General features: G+C 32.1%; 15 protein-coding genes and 1 tRNA gene. 9 read left to right on the top strand and 7 right to left on the bottom strand.

Annotated features, from left to right (window positions below):
• Window positions 1-469: 469 nt before the first annotated feature.
• A complete protein-coding gene (locus IUY40_RS06890; protein WP_195736128.1) occupies window positions 470-874 on the bottom strand; it encodes a helix-turn-helix transcriptional regulator in 405 nt (134 codons plus the stop codon).
• 472 nt (window positions 875-1,346) lie between these two features.
• On the opposite strand from IUY40_RS06890, the gene IUY40_RS06895 reads away from it, so the two are divergent.
• From IUY40_RS06895 to IUY40_RS06920, 6 genes are all read left to right on the top strand, one after another.
• On the top strand, window positions 1,347-2,225 hold the full coding sequence (locus IUY40_RS06895; RefSeq protein WP_195736129.1) for a restriction endonuclease: 879 nt from the start codon (window positions 1,347-1,349) through the stop codon (window positions 2,223-2,225).
• Between the two features lie 171 nt (window positions 2,226-2,396).
• The gene (locus tag IUY40_RS06900; RefSeq protein ID WP_195736130.1) at window positions 2,397-3,275 is read left to right on the top strand and encodes a hypothetical protein; all 879 of its coding nucleotides are present in this window, start codon (window positions 2,397-2,399) and stop codon (window positions 3,273-3,275) included.
• A 627-nt stretch (window positions 3,276-3,902) separates the two neighbouring features.
• A complete protein-coding gene (locus IUY40_RS06905) occupies window positions 3,903-4,145 on the top strand; it encodes a hypothetical protein (protein ID WP_195736131.1) in 243 nt (80 codons plus the stop codon).
• Between the two features lie 315 nt (window positions 4,146-4,460).
• A complete protein-coding gene (locus IUY40_RS06910; protein WP_195736132.1) occupies window positions 4,461-4,934 on the top strand; it encodes a hypothetical protein in 474 nt (157 codons plus the stop codon).
• Window positions 4,935-5,032: 98 nt separating this feature from the next.
• Window positions 5,033-5,887: a hypothetical protein gene (locus IUY40_RS06915; RefSeq protein WP_195736133.1), complete on the top strand. Its 855-nt coding sequence runs from the start codon at window positions 5,033-5,035 to the stop codon at window positions 5,885-5,887.
• Window positions 5,888-6,134: 247 nt separating this feature from the next.
• Complete coding sequence (locus IUY40_RS06920; RefSeq protein ID WP_195736134.1) at window positions 6,135-6,815, top strand: hypothetical protein; 681 nt, start codon at window positions 6,135-6,137, stop codon at window positions 6,813-6,815.
• Between the two features lie 292 nt (window positions 6,816-7,107).
• Here IUY40_RS06920 and IUY40_RS06925 read toward each other — a convergent pair whose 3' ends face one another.
• From IUY40_RS06925 to IUY40_RS06950, 6 genes are all read right to left on the bottom strand, one after another.
• The gene (locus IUY40_RS06925; protein WP_195736135.1) at window positions 7,108-8,205 is read right to left on the bottom strand and encodes a LacI family DNA-binding transcriptional regulator; all 1,098 of its coding nucleotides are present in this window, start codon (window positions 8,203-8,205) and stop codon (window positions 7,108-7,110) included.
• A gap of 511 nt (window positions 8,206-8,716) precedes the next feature.
• Window positions 8,717-8,789 (bottom strand) — tRNA-Met (locus IUY40_RS06930).
• A gap of 276 nt (window positions 8,790-9,065) precedes the next feature.
• Entirely contained in the window at window positions 9,066-10,400 is a 1,335-nt protein-coding gene (locus IUY40_RS06935) for an anaerobic C4-dicarboxylate transporter family protein (RefSeq protein ID WP_195736136.1), read from the bottom strand.
• The gene (aspA, locus tag IUY40_RS06940; protein WP_195736137.1) at window positions 10,397-11,806 is read right to left on the bottom strand and encodes an aspartate ammonia-lyase; all 1,410 of its coding nucleotides are present in this window, start codon (window positions 11,804-11,806) and stop codon (window positions 10,397-10,399) included. The genes IUY40_RS06935 and aspA overlap by 4 nt, the downstream gene beginning before the upstream one ends.
• Before the next feature lie 30 nt (window positions 11,807-11,836).
• Complete coding sequence (locus IUY40_RS06945) at window positions 11,837-12,886, bottom strand: asparaginase (protein WP_195736138.1); 1,050 nt, start codon at window positions 12,884-12,886, stop codon at window positions 11,837-11,839.
• A 151-nt stretch (window positions 12,887-13,037) separates the two neighbouring features.
• Window positions 13,038-13,304, bottom strand: a complete 267-nt coding sequence (locus IUY40_RS06950) for a hypothetical protein (protein WP_195736139.1) — start codon at window positions 13,302-13,304, stop codon at window positions 13,038-13,040.
• A gap of 695 nt (window positions 13,305-13,999) precedes the next feature.
• On the opposite strand from IUY40_RS06950, the gene IUY40_RS06955 reads away from it, so the two are divergent.
• The 3 genes from IUY40_RS06955 to IUY40_RS06965 are packed head-to-tail and all read left to right on the top strand — an operon-like array spanning window position 14,000 to window position 17,336.
• On the top strand, window positions 14,000-14,656 hold the full coding sequence (locus tag IUY40_RS06955) for a succinate dehydrogenase cytochrome b subunit (protein ID WP_195736140.1): 657 nt from the start codon (window positions 14,000-14,002) through the stop codon (window positions 14,654-14,656).
• 7 nt (window positions 14,657-14,663) lie between these two features.
• Window positions 14,664-16,574, top strand: coding sequence for a fumarate reductase/succinate dehydrogenase flavoprotein subunit (locus IUY40_RS06960; RefSeq protein ID WP_195736141.1), 1,911 nt, complete (start codon window positions 14,664-14,666; stop codon window positions 16,572-16,574).
• A gap of 15 nt (window positions 16,575-16,589) precedes the next feature.
• Window positions 16,590-17,336 carry a succinate dehydrogenase/fumarate reductase iron-sulfur subunit gene (locus tag IUY40_RS06965; protein ID WP_195736142.1) on the top strand — a complete coding sequence of 249 codons (747 nt, stop codon included), beginning with the start codon at window positions 16,590-16,592 and terminating at the stop codon, window positions 17,334-17,336.
• Window positions 17,337-17,418 lie beyond the last annotated feature (82 nt).

Below are 17,418 nucleotides of genomic sequence, written 5' to 3' on the forward strand. Positions count from 1 at the left end.
TAAATTAGTAAGATTTTTTATAAAAAAATTAAACACAAAGTAGAAAAGTACTGATATACATAGGATAGTAGCTTCTAAAATATCTAGTTTTAAGATTATTTAAAAAAAATATTTTAGTCTAACCACTATTTCTGTGTTGATTTAATAAAATCTAAAGTTTGCTAACAAACTGAATCCAAAATTGACACAAAAAAACTCCAGATTTCTCTGAAGCTTTGTCTTAGTACTGGGAAGTATTCAAATAGCTAACCATTTTTTTACGAATTAGCATTCTTATTCATACTTACTCAAATCTAGATTAAGAATAGCCCCTACTCTGCTGAATTCTTCATTAATCTTTACATTCATGATTAGTTGTTCATTATTTATAGGATGATTAAAAACTAACTGATGTGCATATATTTTAGATCGAAAAACAAAAAAGAGACTCGAAAGTCTCTTTACAGAATTAATATATTTTTATAAAAGATTATTTAGTGATTAGCTTTTCAAGCCTTGCCATCATTTCATCTTTCTCTTTAAGCATACGCTCGTATAATTCAATTTTTTCTTCGTGAAGTTGGGTCAATTTATCAATTGGGTTATTATTGAAAGTTGGACTATAATTTATCAAACCTTGAGTATCATGAAAAATATTCGAAATAATATTTATTGCTTGCTCTTCATCAAAATTCTGAAAAGCTTCTACAGGAATTTTTAATACTGCTGCTATTTGTTTAAGTAAATTGTCTTCAATTACATCTTTCTGCTCCAGCATAGAAATTTTCTTCTGATTCCAGTCTTCTCCTAGATCATAAGCTAATGCTTCCTGTTTTATGTTAAGCATTTCTCTGAAGCGTTTTACGTTTCTTCCCTGATGTATTTTCTGTTCCATAATGAATATCAATTTTTCTAAAGGCTCAAAGATAAAGCCATTTGGCTTAAAAATCCTGAGTTTCAAAGATAAAAAAATATCTCATAAAATATTCTTTTGTCAGATATTATATCCGATTTTGTTCTGCTTTGGGATGAATTCTAATAACCAAAAAGTTAAAACCTCAGTTGAATCAAGGTATGTCTGTTTCGTTCTTGTTTTTATGATCAGAAAGCGGAACTGATTTACGTTACATACAAGATTTTTTTTTGGTAGTAGAAAACTATTCCAATTTATATTTATTTAAGTACGAAAAGTATTCAACAAATAAAAAGTCTATTGGATAATTTCTGAAATAAAAATCCTATTTTTGAGAAGAGATAAACACTGCCAATTGTCAGACATAGCGCTCCAATATAGGGTAGATAAGTTTAATATCCTCAGATATATATATAAGTTATATGTAATGTTAACCTAAATTACTCAAAATTAAATGACCAAAGAAATACCAAAGTTTTACGAAACTTTTAAACCAATTTTAGAAACTTTAAGAATAGAAGATAATATATCACGTGCAAAACTTCGTGAAAAAGTAATTGAAAAATATTATGGTGAAATTCCAAAAGAACTTTTGGCTCAGAGAATCAAATCTGGAGACATACTTATTCACAATAGACTAAATTGGGGAATTTCATATTTAAAACAAGCAGGCTATTTGTTACATCCCAAAAGAGGCTATGTACAATTAACTGAAAAAGGTAATAAAGCTTCAACTGAAATAAGCTTAAATCAAATAAAATCAGACATCTATTCTTTAAATCCATATAAAGAAAAAGTTGAAACTTCAGGTGTTGATGAAATAAAAACAGAAACTCCAGAAGATTTAATTAATGAAGGATTTAGTCAAATTGAAAATGAAGTAAAAAACGATTTACTTGATAAGTTAAAAACTATGGATCCATATTATTTTGAGAAAGTAATTTTAATACTTCTGAAAAAAATGGGATATGGAGATTTTATTGAAACATCTAAATCTGCAGATGGTGGAATCGATGGAATAATTAATGAAGATAAACTTGGATTGGATAAAATTTACATTCAAGCAAAAAGATTTGCAGAAAATAAAGTTAGAGAAAAGGATATCCGAAATTTTATTGGTGCTATGAGTGGTGATACAAATAAAGGTGTTTTTGTAACAACATCTCAATTTGACAAAGGTGCCGAAGAAAAAGCAAAAAATGCTCATCATAAAATTATACTTATTGATGGCAACAAACTTGTAGATTTGATGTATGAATATACTGTTGGAGTTCAAATAAAATCAGTTTATGAGGTAAAACATCTTGACGAGGATTTCTTTGTTGAAGAATAAAAACACTACACATAACAGCCACTATAGCGGATTTGGTCAATTTGCTTAATGGAAAGATGGTCTTGTATTTGGAAGATTTGGCAAATCCGAAAATAGGCTTAATTTAGTACCAGAACGTTGTTTACAGCCAAAGCACAGAAATCAATTAAACATTCAAAAATAGAAGCTGAAATGAATATTCAAAAAATTATTGAACAATTATTTAATATAGATAGTAATACTTCAGCAACAATAATAATAACAGTTATTGTTTTTGCATTAGGTTATATTTTCACTTCTGTAGGGAAAACTATTAGTAAACACTCCATTAGAAAGGCAAATAGAAAGATTTTTATCAATAACCTTGAATCATTGATTACTTCCCTAAATAAAAGACGTGAAGTTATAAAGTTACAATTGATGCATTTAAATGTTAAAACATTCACTGTCGTTCCAATCAGTAAAATTCAATTTTTTCAAATTTCCATTCTCAATTCAATGACTTATAAAGAAACATTTGAATGCTTTTTTACTGGAATTGAAAACATTTTATACAGCAGTAAAACAAGTAAATTAAGAAGCAAATGTTTTATAAAAGTTTGGGAAAATATGTCCAATATTGAATTCTGGGAAAATAATATGTATGAACAAATGAAGCCAGCACAAGATGAGATAAATAGATTAAACGAAATATTGACAAAGCCACTTACTGAAATGCGAGTTTTATATACAGAACTACTATCTAATATGGATAATCCAGCAATAATATCTTTAGAAAAAGAATTTCTAATTGAAGTAAAATCAATAATTGATGCTTGGTTAACTCAAGAGAATATAGATCACGGATACACTGTTAATGAATTTTTATCAAAAAAATTTATTTCTCTATCTAGTAAATATGAAAAGATACAATCTGCAAAAAAATTAAAAGAACATTCAGTACTTGCGTCTTATTGGTATGGTAACATCGTAAGAATAAATGAAAGTATACAAAGATCATTAAGAGATTATGATACCTCTATGAGATATTTTATCAAAACTACTAAAGTATTAATTAAAACCCTGCAATAAAATTGGTGGCATACAACAACTACAACGGATTTGAGCAATTTACTCGATGGAAAAATGGTTTGCATTTGGGATGATTAGGCAAATCCAAAATAGGCTTAATTTAGTACCAAACCCGCTGTAATAACTGGACATCAGGTTGTGAAAAAACTAATTTAAATTTAGAAAGTATTCGGAGGGCTACCAAAGAAAAAACTCAAATATAAAATTCTCCAGAGGTTGATTTTAGTTTTTTCATAGTCTTACGTTGATAGCGATTTTAACAGACACCTTATGAATATTGACGATTACTCGTTTCACAACTCACGAATATTAAGAGTAACAGAAAATACACAAGATCATTATCTTGGCTTTCTGTTAGACTTCCCGATTAATTGGGAAGACAATGTTTTTGAACAAAGAATTTTAAGATTTACTGAGGTCATTTTTTATCGCATTGACGAAATACCCTTTTTTGAATAACCTACTATTTTAGAAATCATAAATTTTGGACAGGTAAATAAAAGTTGGGGTACGGAAAGAGATCACATTCAAGCTACGAGGATAAAAATTGAAATCCAAACGAAAACAGGAAATAGAATAATTGAATACAAAGACTGTAGTTTATTAATTCCAACAACATAAATAAGTTTGAAACAGACAGAACATAAAGACAAAAATATAATTGACATTTTCAAAAGTCGTGATGGACATGAAACAAAAGTTGAATTGAAAAACGGCAGACTAATTTCTGTTTGGAATATTGCTTGGGGCTATGACATTGGAGACGAGTTTGCTCATATCACGACAAACATTAGCCCAAATATTGACAATGCAACAATTGACTTTTTTTTTACGAACGAGATAAACAAAATATTGACAGACGAAGAATAAAAATGGCCACCAACATGGGTTTGCTGGCGCGATCGTCCCGCTCGTGAACGCAAAGTATTAAAACAAAAAAGCTCCAGATTTCTCTGAAGCTTTGTCTTAGTAGCTGGAAGCATTCCAGATTCTTTTACTTTCGGTTTTTATCTCAATATCATTTTAATCACTTATAATGAAAATATAATACTTATCACATATATTTACCCTAATTTGGGTAGTTTTGTGGTTTGTTACACCTATAAATAAGTTAACAAAAACCTTCTTAAAAAATAACTGTTCAAAACAAATAGAAAATCATAAAAAAAATTTGAATATAACAAAATGGTTTCAAAAATTAATATTGCACAATTTAGAGAACGTTTAAATAAAAATACAAAATATGGAAATCCGAGAATTAAAGGAACTCCATTCGCTGTCTTTTCAATATCTGGAGAGTCAAATAAAAGTTTTTATGGAACATACGATAAAGCAAAATTTGAACTAACAAAAAACTCAACTTTATTTCCAGCACCATTTATTATTTCTGGAAAAATTAATTCAAAAAACAATACTCAAACTGAAATAACTTACGAAGTTAAACCTATTGGATTTGGATATTATTGGTTAAAATATATGCCTACAATTGGAATTCTTATGTTTAATTTAGTGCTTTACACACAATCGGAGCCTTCCAAAGTATACATAATAATAAATCCAATTATTTTTGGTTTTGCCATTATTAGTCGCTTTTATTTGTTGCGGAAAAAAAAGAAACTTGTAACTGATTTTGAAAAAGTTTTTGAAATAAAAACATAAAGAAAAAAAGCTACTTTCTAACAGCTTCAACGGATTTAGGTAATAAACTTAATGTGAGGTTGGTTTTGTACAATACCAAACTATAATAACTAAATAACATGAAAAAAAATATACTTTTAATCTTCTTTGTGACCATTTCATTTACTTCTTGTGAAAAAAAAACTGTTATTGATAGAGAAATAGAAAGTTTAGAAATTAAACCTACAAATTTCAGTTCTGCTGATACTATATTCTATGCAACTAATAAAATCAAATCTTTGAGATTTATTGTAACTAAAACAGAATATGTAAATCTTTCTTTTTATGAATCTGGTAAGAAAAAATCAATTGGTTCAGTAAAAAACAATCAGTGTCACGACAAATATATTGACTGGTATGAAAATGGAAAACTTAAATGGACAAGAGAATATAATTACGGGAATCAAATTGGTAAAAATATTGAATACCAAAAAAATGGAAATTTGAAGCAACAATTTGATAACAAAAAAAATGAAACAACAGAATGTTGGGAAAATGGAAAAACAAAAGTCAAATTCATTGAAAATGTATCAAGTAGTTATCATTATTTTAATGGCAATTTTATGGAAAAATACACGAATAAATTAAAAGATGAATATGATGTAGAATATTTTAATGAAAACGGAAAGTTGGTATTTGAAGGCCGTTATGAAAAAAATATTCTTTTCAAAGAAAATTTAAAATATAATGGAAAAATCATTTGCTATTTCAGCAATGGAAAAATATCACTTTTTCAAAATATTGTTAACGGAATTCCAAATGGAAAATTTTATAGTTCTTATGGAAATGGGAATTTAAAATACGAAAGTGAAGTAAAGAATAGAAGAGAAATCTATTATAAATCTTATTATGAAAATGGAAAAGTAAATTTTATTCGAGATGGAATAAAAAACAAATTTACTCAATGGGACGAAAATGGAAATCTAATTAAATAACAACGGCTAGTAGCTAAAGTTTCGTTGGGCTTGAAGGCAGTTGTGTAAGTTAAAAAGCAATCCCTTTAAAGAAGCAATTTCTTCTTATTCTAAATATTTTAGTCCCTTATAAATTCGGGGGGTGATATTTTAAATTTCAAATAGTATATTTGAGATATGAAATAAAAATCCGATTTTTAAAAACAAATAAACCCAGACATTTGTCAGATATATATATACATGTTATAGGGCATTTTAAAAGACGACCGTGAAACAGACATTTTACATATTGATTTTAACTTTAGGACTTTTAAGTTGTAACAACCAGATAAAAAAAACGATTGACAATTCAACTGTCACTAAAACTGCTGACGATAAAGTCAAACTTCATAAATTGGAGAAACTGTTTGTGCTTGGCGACTTTGACGGAGACAATAAACAAGATACAATTTTTCAGCACAATTATTCAAGAGTTTTAAGAGCCGAAATTGAAAATTCAGCTGACCCTTTTCAAAATGAGTGGGACACAGTTGTGAAATGGTTTTACGACCAAGACGCAGACTTGTATTTGACAATAAATAAAAGTAACCAAGACACACTACGTTTAGGAACAGCACAAGGACTTTATTGCCTAATAAACATAGGTGACAACAATGCTGACGGCAAAGACGAAATTGCCCTTGTTATTGACTATTTAGACTATAGTAGAGTGAACAGTTGTAAAATATATTCTTTATGTAAAGACAAATGGACGCTATTGAAGCAATTCGGAATTCACGAAGATGCTTTTAATTTCGCTTCAGACAAAGCTCCATTGTTTGACAACATTAAAGATTTTCTAGAAAAGCAAAATGGCAAATGGGTTTACAAAGACTATTCGCAAGACAGTTATGAAAAACAAGAAGACGTTGGAAAAATGTTGACACTAAAACTCGACAGATGCAAATAAAAACGCCCTATAACAGCACCTACCAAAAAGGCGGGGTTTCGTGTTCCAAAGGCAATTTAGTGGTTAATCAAGCTTTAGTTCTTCTAATCGAGTTTTGTGGTAAAAATCCCGATCTTCGGGTAGCTCCGAAACGTTATGGGCTAGTTTATAAAAACTTTCGTATAAAAAATAAATTCACTTTAAACAAAACAACATCATTAAAATATGACAGTTTATAAATTAACAAGCGACAAATACGCACTAAAAGAAAAGTAAAAAATGCCCCTGTTAAGATCAGCTTATTGGACTATAATTAATCAAAAATGAAGCTTGTTCTGGTAACTAATTTCTTTTTTTTCTTTTGTGAGAAATGAAGATATTCAATTCCTGCGCATAATTCCTGATGTTCAGAAGGACGCATATCGATAAAACCCGGATAAAATGATATTATATTATTTGGATCTAGATTATCTTTTATTTTTTCGAGTACAATTTCCGCTGCAGTTTCTCCTATTTTTGATGGTTCCTGAAGTGGTTCTCGATGTTCTGGTCTGATAAAATTTGAACTAGTAAAATTTTCTCCGGAGTAACTAAAAATCTTAACCTCTTTAACGATATCAATATTTTTACTTTGCAGATACGATGCAGCTCCAAGCGCCATCAAGCTTGTAAGGACAAAAATACTGTCGAATTTAATATTTGCTTCCAAAAGTTTATTTATTGCAAATTCTCCATCACTTAACGATTCTCCTTTTGTTTCTATTAGGAGTTCGGGGTTATTTATTTGGTGTTTTTCCAAAATCCGGTCATATCCGCGAGCAAGTTCAGATGTTTTTCTGAGTTCATTAGGACCAATAATACATGCTATTCGCTTGCGTCCACTATTAATGAGATTTTCTATTGTTAATGAAGCTGCGATATAATCATTGGCAATTGGAAACGAACTTTCTGATCTATTTGATTGCTTTTTTCCAAATAAAATAACAGGAGTACCTCTTTTTACGATTCCTTCACAGGTATATAGGTTGTAATCACTATAGATACTGATAATGATTCCGTTAACATTAAAAGCTTCAAGATGCAAAAGGTTCTCTCTTTCACGTTCCTGATTATGATCTGACTCTAGTATTATAAGTTTATAGCCCAGTGGATATAAAACATTACGCACTCCTTGAAGTACTTTTGTGAAAAATGGTGATATTATTTTAGGAACAATAAATCCTATGGTTTTGATTTCTGGTTTTAAACCTACAACAGACGAAACAGTTTTATAACCTAATTGTTCAGCCGCATACAGTACTCTTTCTTTAGTAAAGCTGTTTACATCTTTAGCATTTCGAAGTGCTCTTGAAACAGTTGATTTTGATAAATATAAATGCCTGGCAAGTTCTTCGATGGTAATATGCTTCATACTGTTAAAGTTTAATTAAAAATAGAAAAAATGTAAAGTTATCGGATAATAAAAAAGCTAATAAATTCTAGTAAAAATATTTCTTAAATTAGCTTGGAAGAAAGCTGGCTTGTAGATCAATTTATCAAAAATTCTAAATTTTGAAGAACTTATGAAGAGAAATTAATATAAAAAACTTTAGGGAGTCTTTGGATTATTTCAAAAGATGGAGTTGAATTATACAATAACATGTATCGAAATAACATTCTCCTTTTAAATCACTGAAAAAAAAATAAGGAAGTGGAAAATTTAGTCATTGATAGTGAAACGTCAAGCCAACAACTACATAAAGACTTCTTATAAATACCAACTACTAACTGCTACAACGAATTTGAACAATTGACTTAAGGGAAAGTTGATTTTTTATTTGGGATGATTTTACTGCTCCGCAGCTTTTCGTGTTGATCCATTAAACTCCAAAATACTTTACTGCATAAAAAAGCTCCAGATTTCTCTGAAGCTTTTGTCTTAGTAGCGGGAACAGGACTCGAACCTGTGACCTTCGGGTTATGAGCCCGACGAGCTGCCTACTGCTCTATCCCGCGTTGTTTCGGGTGCAAAGATAGGTAGTTTATACAGTTAAACAATACAAAAAATGAATTATTTTTAAATAAAATTAAGTATTAAACTAAGTACACTACTTAATTTACTGTTATTCAAGGAACTTATGCTTATTGTTTTTTCAAAAATAATTCTATCAATAAGAAACATAAAGCCCAATTCTATAAAGAATCGGGCTTTATTATTTAAAAAATGCAATCAGAATGCTGTTTTTAATAACATGTTTTATTATTATGTACCGCTTTTACTCAAAATCAATACTACAAAAACATACTTAATAAAAAACCTGAAGCAATCGTTACGGCAATCGTAACAAGTCCGGGAAGCATAAAACTATGATTAACTACATATTTACCAATACGGGTTGTACCGGTACGGTCAAAATCCATTGCAGCGACCAATGTAGGGTAACCTGGAAGTATAAAGTCGGCATTTACAGCAGGAAACATAGCTATAAGATGTGGCTGACCAATTCCTAAAGACAATCCTATTGGCATCATGATTTTTGTAGTAGCAGCTTGGCTAAAAGTTAGTGCTCCCATGATGACCAATGCGAAAGTAAAAGTAAAAGGATACTCTGTGGTTATGTCTCTAAAAGTACTTTCTATTAAAACTTTATTAGCTCCCATAAAAGTAGCACTCATCCATACTACACCAAGTACTGATACAACTGCGGTAGCCATCGAGGTAAATAAACTCATTTTTGATATTAATACAGGAGGTGTTTTTGTTATTATCATTATCAATGCCGAAGCTGATAGTGTAATCATGATTATTAATCCCGTAAGATTAATAGCTCCATCTGCCCCTACTGCAAATCCTGCCTCTCCCGCTCCTACATTTGGAAGAAATTGCGGAAATGCACCAAAAAATATGATGAGTAATATGGCGCTTCCAAAGATATAAACTGCCGTTTTAGCACCAGGTTTTAACTCTCTGTTCGATTCTGATGTTTTGTCTATACTCTCTGCAAATTCAGGATCTTTCATTTTTTCGATAAACTCTGGATCTTCGCTAAGTTCTTTACCCTTTTTCCATACTGAAATAACTCCAGCTACAATTCCTATCATACAAGCAGGGATACATACTTTCATTATATCTACAACTGCTGTAGAATATGCCAGTATCGCTGCCAATGAAGCTGTTGCCGCGCTCATTGGGCTACCTGTAAGTGCCATATGTGATGCAATAACTGATATACTCAGTGGTCGTTCTGGTCGTATTCTTTTCTTGGCAGATACTTCGGCTATGATAGGAAGTAGTGAATATACTATATGTGCTGTACCTGCAAATAAACACAAGAAAAAAACTGTAAATGGCGCAATAAACGTAATATACTTGGGATTACCTCTAATAATTCTTTCAGCAATACTTACCAAATAGTCCAAACCACCTGCTGCTTGCAATGTGGCAGCTGTGGTTACAATGGCTAGAATGATAAGCAGTACCGCTATAGGCGGATCGGCTGGGCGCATATGAAAAAACAGGACAAATATAAGTAGCCCTATCATTCCCATAACTCCAAGACCTATTCCCTTAAGCCGTGACCCAATAAGGATCATGGCCATAAGTATAGCGAATTGTACTACTATCATGAAGTAATAAATTTAGGATTAATCAGGTTTTCTATTGAGTATATCTCATCCCATTTTTCTTGAGTGATCAGTTTTCTTTCGTTTACAACAATATCATGTATCGATTTACCTGTTTTAAGCGCTTCTTTGGCTATACTTGCTGAAGATTCATATCCTAGAATTGGGTTCAGTTGTGTAACAATACCAATACTATTCATAACTAAATCTTTAGCATGTTCAGCATTAGCTGTGATTCCTACAATACATTTGTCTTTTAAAGTATTACAAGCTTTGGTAAGATATTCAAGTGATGTAAACAAGGCAAACCCAATTACAGGCTCCATTACATTTAGTTGTAATTGTCCTGCTTCTGCTGCCATAGTAACCGTTAAATCGGCTCCGATAACATAAAAACAAGTCTGGTTTACTACTTCTGGTATAACAGGATTTACTTTTCCAGGCATAATCGAAGATCCTGGCTGAAGCGCTGGCAAGTTAATCTCATTAAAACCACATCGAGGTCCGCTACTTAATAAACGAAGATCATTACAAACTTTACTCAATTTAATTGCACTTCTTTTTAACGTTCCACTTACTTCTACAAAGGCACTAGGGTCATAAGTAGCTTCAAATAAATCGCCTGCAAGAGTAACTGGAACACCACTTACTTCGGCAAGGTATTTTACACAAAGTTCTGGGTAACCCTCAGGTGCATTTACTTTACTACCAATGGCGGTAGCTCCCATATTTACTTCGCTAATCAATCTTTCTGATTGACGCAAACGTATTACGTCTTCGCCTATAGTTGTTGCAAAAGCATTAAACTCCTGTCCTAACGTCATTGGTACCGCATCTTGTAACTGTGTACGTCCCATTTTAATAACATTAGCGAATTCTTTCCCTTTTTGAAAAAAGGCTTCTTGTAGTTGCGCCAATGCTTCGGTAAAATATTCTATTTTAAGATATATTGCTATTCTAAAAGCTGATGGATAAGCATCGTTTGTACTTTGCGAAAGATTTACATCATTATTAGGATGAAGGTACTGATACTCTCCTTTTTTATGCCCCATATATTCCAGTCCCAGATTGGCAATCACTTCATTTGCATTCATATTGGTAGATGTACCTGCTCCTCCTTGTATTAGATCACTTATAAACTGATCAGCAAATTCTCCTGCAATTAGTCTATCACATGCATAAATAATTGCTTCTGCCTTTTTTGCATCTAATACACCAAGATCTCTGTTGGCCATTGCTGCAGCTTTTTTTACATGACCAAAGGCCTTAATAAATAAAGGTTCTGATCCTATTGGAATTCCTGTTATATCAAAATTTTCTTTGGCACGTACTGTTTGTACTCCATAATAACAATTGTTTGGTATTTCTTTTTCTCCAAGAAAATCGTGCTCTGTACGAAAGTTGCTCATAATGTTATTTATTAAATTAATTAAAGGAAATTAAAAACGGAAGAAATATTCCTGCAGTTCTTTTTTATTTTTTGTTTTTGTAAGCCCAAGCATCAGCAATATTCTAGCTTTTTGTGGGCTAAGATTATCCGATACTACTGTACCAAGTTCATTATCATTTGTTTCTCCATCTAGGACTACTCTGCCCTCGCTGCAACGACTTGCACGGCATACGGCAATATTAGCCTTAGTTGCTTTTTTTATAGCATCAGTAAAAGCCTTAGAGAAATTTCCATTTCCAACTCCTGCAATTACAATTCCATCTACTTTTTGATTTACCAGATAATCAATATAACCTGGGGATGCATCTGCATACATATATACAATTTCAACTTTAGGCAACTTTGTGTTTTTATTTACTTCAAAAGATTTTTCTTTCGAATTTCCTCTTACTGATGTCTTATAATATTCAACACGGCCGTCATATACTTCTCCAAGCGGACCTGAATCTGGAGATTTAAAAGCATTAACTTTGGTAGTACTCGTTTTAGTTACTTCTCTTGAATCGTATATTGATTCGTTAAAACAAACTAATACTCCTCGCCCTTTACTTTTAGGATCTGCTGCAACTGTAATAGCGTCAAAAAGATTCTTAGGCCCATCTGCACTAATAGCTGTTGCTGGGCGCATAGAACCTGTAATTACAACTGGCAAATCATTTGGTAAAACTAAGTTCAGGAAATAAGCCGTTTCCTCCTGAGTATCGGTACCATGTGTAATAACAATACCATCAGCCTCATTTTTACTAGCTATTTCATTAATACGTACTGCTAACTTTTTCCAAATTTCTATACTCATATCTTGACTTCCTACAGACGATATTTGCTCGCCACTAATAGCTGCAATAGCATTTACACTTGGGATGCTCCCTATAAGATCTGATACAGGAACTTTACCCGCAGTATACCCTGCTCTATCTGAAGATTTCCCTTCACCTGCAATAGTTCCTCCGGTAGCAAGAATTATAATTCTTGGCTTTTGTTGTGCAAAAGCCATAGATGTTGCTAAAAACAACAAAAACACAAGTACTAATTTCTTCATTTTTTTAATATTTATTGGGTTAATCATCTTATTATAAAGTAAATAACATTCCCAAATTAATGCGTACAGCGTTGGCACCTACTTTACTACCATCACTGTATTTTAATTCTTTATCATTATTGAGTTGAATCATACTTACAAAACGCAACTGCTACTCTTTCATATCCATACAAAAAGCAGGTATATTCAAACCTGAAACATCATTTTTGTGAATAAAAAAAGAGCTATTTCCATCAAGATTGCCCTTAATATCATAAATACCATTTAACTTCAGTTTACCTATGAATCTTGCTGTAATTTTAGGTTTTCCGTTTAAAATATCTTTTGATTCTACTGTCATCAACTGTGCACTTAATGAGCTACTTAACAAGATAAAAGAACAAAAAATGACTACTAAAAAAAGTTTGTTTTGTTTCATAATTTATAAAATTTATGGGAATAATGATACTCTTATTATGTAGTTTGGGGAATAGTTTATTCAATTATAGCTTTACAGGTATAGTTAATTATACTGCAAAATAATAGTAAATGTTTCTCTAGATAATTAACTAGATTGGTGTATTGTAAATATCTCAATAGTCTTTAAAATCACCCTCAAATATTTAATCTATTCAAGTATCCCTTCCTATCAAAATTTGTAACTCAAGTTAATAAATAAGAAGATATTTTTCTTATACAATTTCAAATATTCAATTTTATATAAAGCATGTGATGTCCACAAATATAAAAAAAATACTGCAAAATCCTACAAAAATACATTTATTTTCCCTTAAATAATTACGTACTTTATATTAAAATTGTTATTTTATTTTCAATAATTCATTTATTAATAAGCATACCTAAAAATTAAACAATAATCAGATTTCTAGTCCTTTTTTTGAAGTATTTCTAATTCGTTTAGATATAATAATCTAAAGATGCTTAAAGCTTATAATATAAGTTCAAAATAACAACCTGTATTTATTAAAATAATTATCTCAACAAGGATACAACTGGGTTATTTAAACCCATTACAATTAATAATTTTAATTAAAAGATTCTCCTTAGAACTCAATCATAAATAGTAAATTAGGCTCTCTAAATGAATAAGTTATTAAATAATCTTGCAAATAAATGAATTCTACTACTTTAAAAAACAAGATCATTATCGCAACCACTGGTCTCTTTCTATGCTTTTTCCTTGTAATCCATTTACTAGGTAACCTACAGCTCTTTTTACCCGAAGATCAGGCAAGAGAACAATTTAATTGGTACTCTAAACTATTGTCTGGCAATATGTTTATCAAAATCATTTCATGGGTTCTCTATTTGTCTTTACTATCTCATGCTCTTTACGCTATAATAGTCACAATAAAAAACAATACTGCAAGTAAGCAAAACTATCATTATGACAAAAGAAATTTTGCCAGTGCGTGGAATAGCCGAAACATGGGAATATTAGGAACTATCCTACTCTTATTTCTTATCATTCATTTTAAGGATTTTTGGTATGTATATAAATTTACAGATCTGCCAGTAGATGCCGCTGGAAACAAAGACCTTTATGAGATTGTTGTACAATCCTACTCACAACTATGGTATGTTATAATTTACGAAATATCTTTTGTAGCATTAGGATTTCATTTGTTGCATGGTTTTTTTAGTGCATCAAGAACACTAGGGCTTTACCACCCAAAATATGTAAAGGCTATAAAAATATTCGGATGGGGATATACCCTAATCATTACAGGAGGTTTCATGGCAATTCCTCTTTATATTTATTTAAAATAGTAAGAAAATGATAGATTCAAAAATACCTGACGGCCCTCTTGCTGATAAATGGAATACTTATAAAGCCAAAGCTAAACTTGTAAACCCTGCCAACAGAAAAAAACTTACTGTTATAGTTGTGGGAACAGGACTTGCGGGATCTTCTTGTGCGGCATCACTTGCTGAACAAGGTTATAACATTCAATCATTTTGCTTTCAGGACTCTCCCAGAAGAGCCCATTCAGTTGCTGCACAAGGAGGTGTAAATGCTGTTAAGAATTATAAAAATGATGGTGACAGCGTTTTTAGGATGTTTTATGATACTATAAAAGGTGGAGATTTTAGATCACGTGAAGCCAATGTGTACAGATTAGCAGAATGTTCTGCTAGTTTAATCGATCAATCGGTGGCTCAAGGTGTACCTTTTGCAAGAGAATATGGAGGTTATCTTAATAATAGATCCTTTGGAGGAGTACAGGTTTCGAGAACGTTTTATGCGCGTGGACAAACAGGGCAACAACTTTTGCTAGGAGCTTACCAATCACTGCTACGCCAAGTAAACACCGGAAAAGTTACGATGCATACGCGCCATGAAATGCTAGAATTGGTTTTGGTAGATGGCAAAGCCAAAGGAATTATAGCCAGAAACCTTGAAACAGGAACTATAGAACGTCATGCTGCCGACGCTGTCGTACTTGCAACTGGTGGATATGGCAAAGTCTATTACCTGTCTACACTTGCTATGGGCTGTAATAGTTCGGCAATATGGAGAGCTCATAAAAAAGGCGCTTATATGGCTGGTGTAAGTTGGATTCAGTTTCACCCTACTTGCCTTCCACAACATGGAGCAAATCAATCAAAGCTTACTCTTATGTCTGAATCATTACGAAATGATGGACGTATTTGGGTACCTAAAAAAGCTGGTGACGACAGACTTCCTAATTCTATTCCCGAAGAAGAACGAGATTATTATCTAGAACGCAAATATCCTGCCTTTGGAAACCTCGCCCCTAGAGATATCTCTTCTCGCGCAGCCAAAGAACGTATTGATTCCGGACATGGTGCTGGACCAATGAAAAATGCAGTATATCTTGATTTCTCAGATGCTATAGCCGCTCAAGGCAAAAAAACTATCGAAGCCAAATACAGCAATCTCTTTGCTATGTATGAAAAAATAAACGGAATTGATGCTTACAAAGAACCGATGCTGATATCCCCTGCTGCACATTTTACTATGGGAGGTCTTTGGGTAGATTACGAACTGATGACAACAATTCCAGGGCTATTTGCACTTGGAGAAGCTAATTTTGCCGATCATGGTGCGAATAGACTTGGTGCTAATTCGCTGCTTCAGGCTTGTGTCGATGGCTATTTTATAGCGCCCTATACTATTCCGAATTATTTGTCTGGAGAATTAAATACTTCTAAAATTAGCATTGACCATCCCGCTTTTGCAGAAGCAGAAAAATCAGTCAGAGATCAATTAAACCAATTTTTGCAAAGCAAAGGAAACCTATCTACCGATTATTTCCATAAAACTATAGGGAGATTGCTTTATGAAAAATGTGGATTATCCAGAAGCAAACAAAATCTTGAAGAAGCTCTTGTGGCTATCAAAACATTGAAAGCTTCTTTTGAAAAGGATTTACTAATTACAGGTGACGACACTTTAAATAGCGAATTAGAAAAAGCTGGACGTGTAGCCGATTATATAGAATTGGCAGAGCTAATGTGTCATGATGCTTTGCAAAGAGAAGAATCTTGCGGTGCACACTTTAGAGAGGAATATCAGACTAATGAAGGTGAAGCGGTACGCAATGATGCCGATTATTGTTATGTTTCGGCTTGGGAATGGAAAGGGGTAACTAATCCTCCTGAACTACACAAAGAACCTTTGGTATTCGAAAATGTTGAACTTGCCGTACGCAGCTACAAATAATTTAAATTATAAAATATGAAACTATATCTTAAAATATGGCGTCAATTAAATGCCGATTCCAAAGGAAAAATGGTAGATTACGAAATAGATGGCGTTACCGAACATATGTCTTTTCTGGAAATGCTTGATCTTTTAAATGAATCACTTATCCAACTCCGAGAGCGTGTTATTGAATTTGACCATGATTGTAGAGAAGGTATCTGTGGACAATGTGGCGTTATGATTAATGGAAGAGCGCATGGCCCTTTAAAACAGACTACTACTTGCCAGCTACATATGAGAAGTTTTAAGGATGGTGATACTATATATATTGAACCTTTTCGCGCAACAGCTTTTCCTATAATTCGGGATTTAAAAATTGACAGAACATCTTTTGACTCTATCATTGCTGCTGGCGGTTACATCGGAGCTTCAACGGGTCAAGCTCCTGAGGCAAATAGCATTCCTATTTCATACGAAACAGTCGAAGCTTCATTTGATGCTGCTGCATGCATAGGTTGTGGTGCCTGTGTTGCAACTTGCAAAAATTCTAGTGCTGCCCTATTTGTTGGTGCCAAAATAACACACTTAGCATTACTTCCTCAAGGAAAAATAGAAGCTTCAAAAAGGGTGCTAACAATGGTTAACCAAATGGATTCAGAAGGTTTTGGAGCTTGTTCTAACACCGAAGCCTGTGAAGTCGAATGTCCACAAGGCATATCGGTATTATCTATTGCAAAAATGAACTATGAGTACAATAAAGCATTGATAATGAAGAAATAAGTTTTTATATAGTTTGGCTATAAAACTATTTAAACCATATAAGTCATTTAAAAAATATAAGTTTCCAAACACTTAGCTTTTA

This window comes from Flavobacterium sp. ALJ2 (assembly GCF_015594725.1).
Classification (GTDB): domain Bacteria; phylum Bacteroidota; class Bacteroidia; order Flavobacteriales; family Flavobacteriaceae; genus Flavobacterium.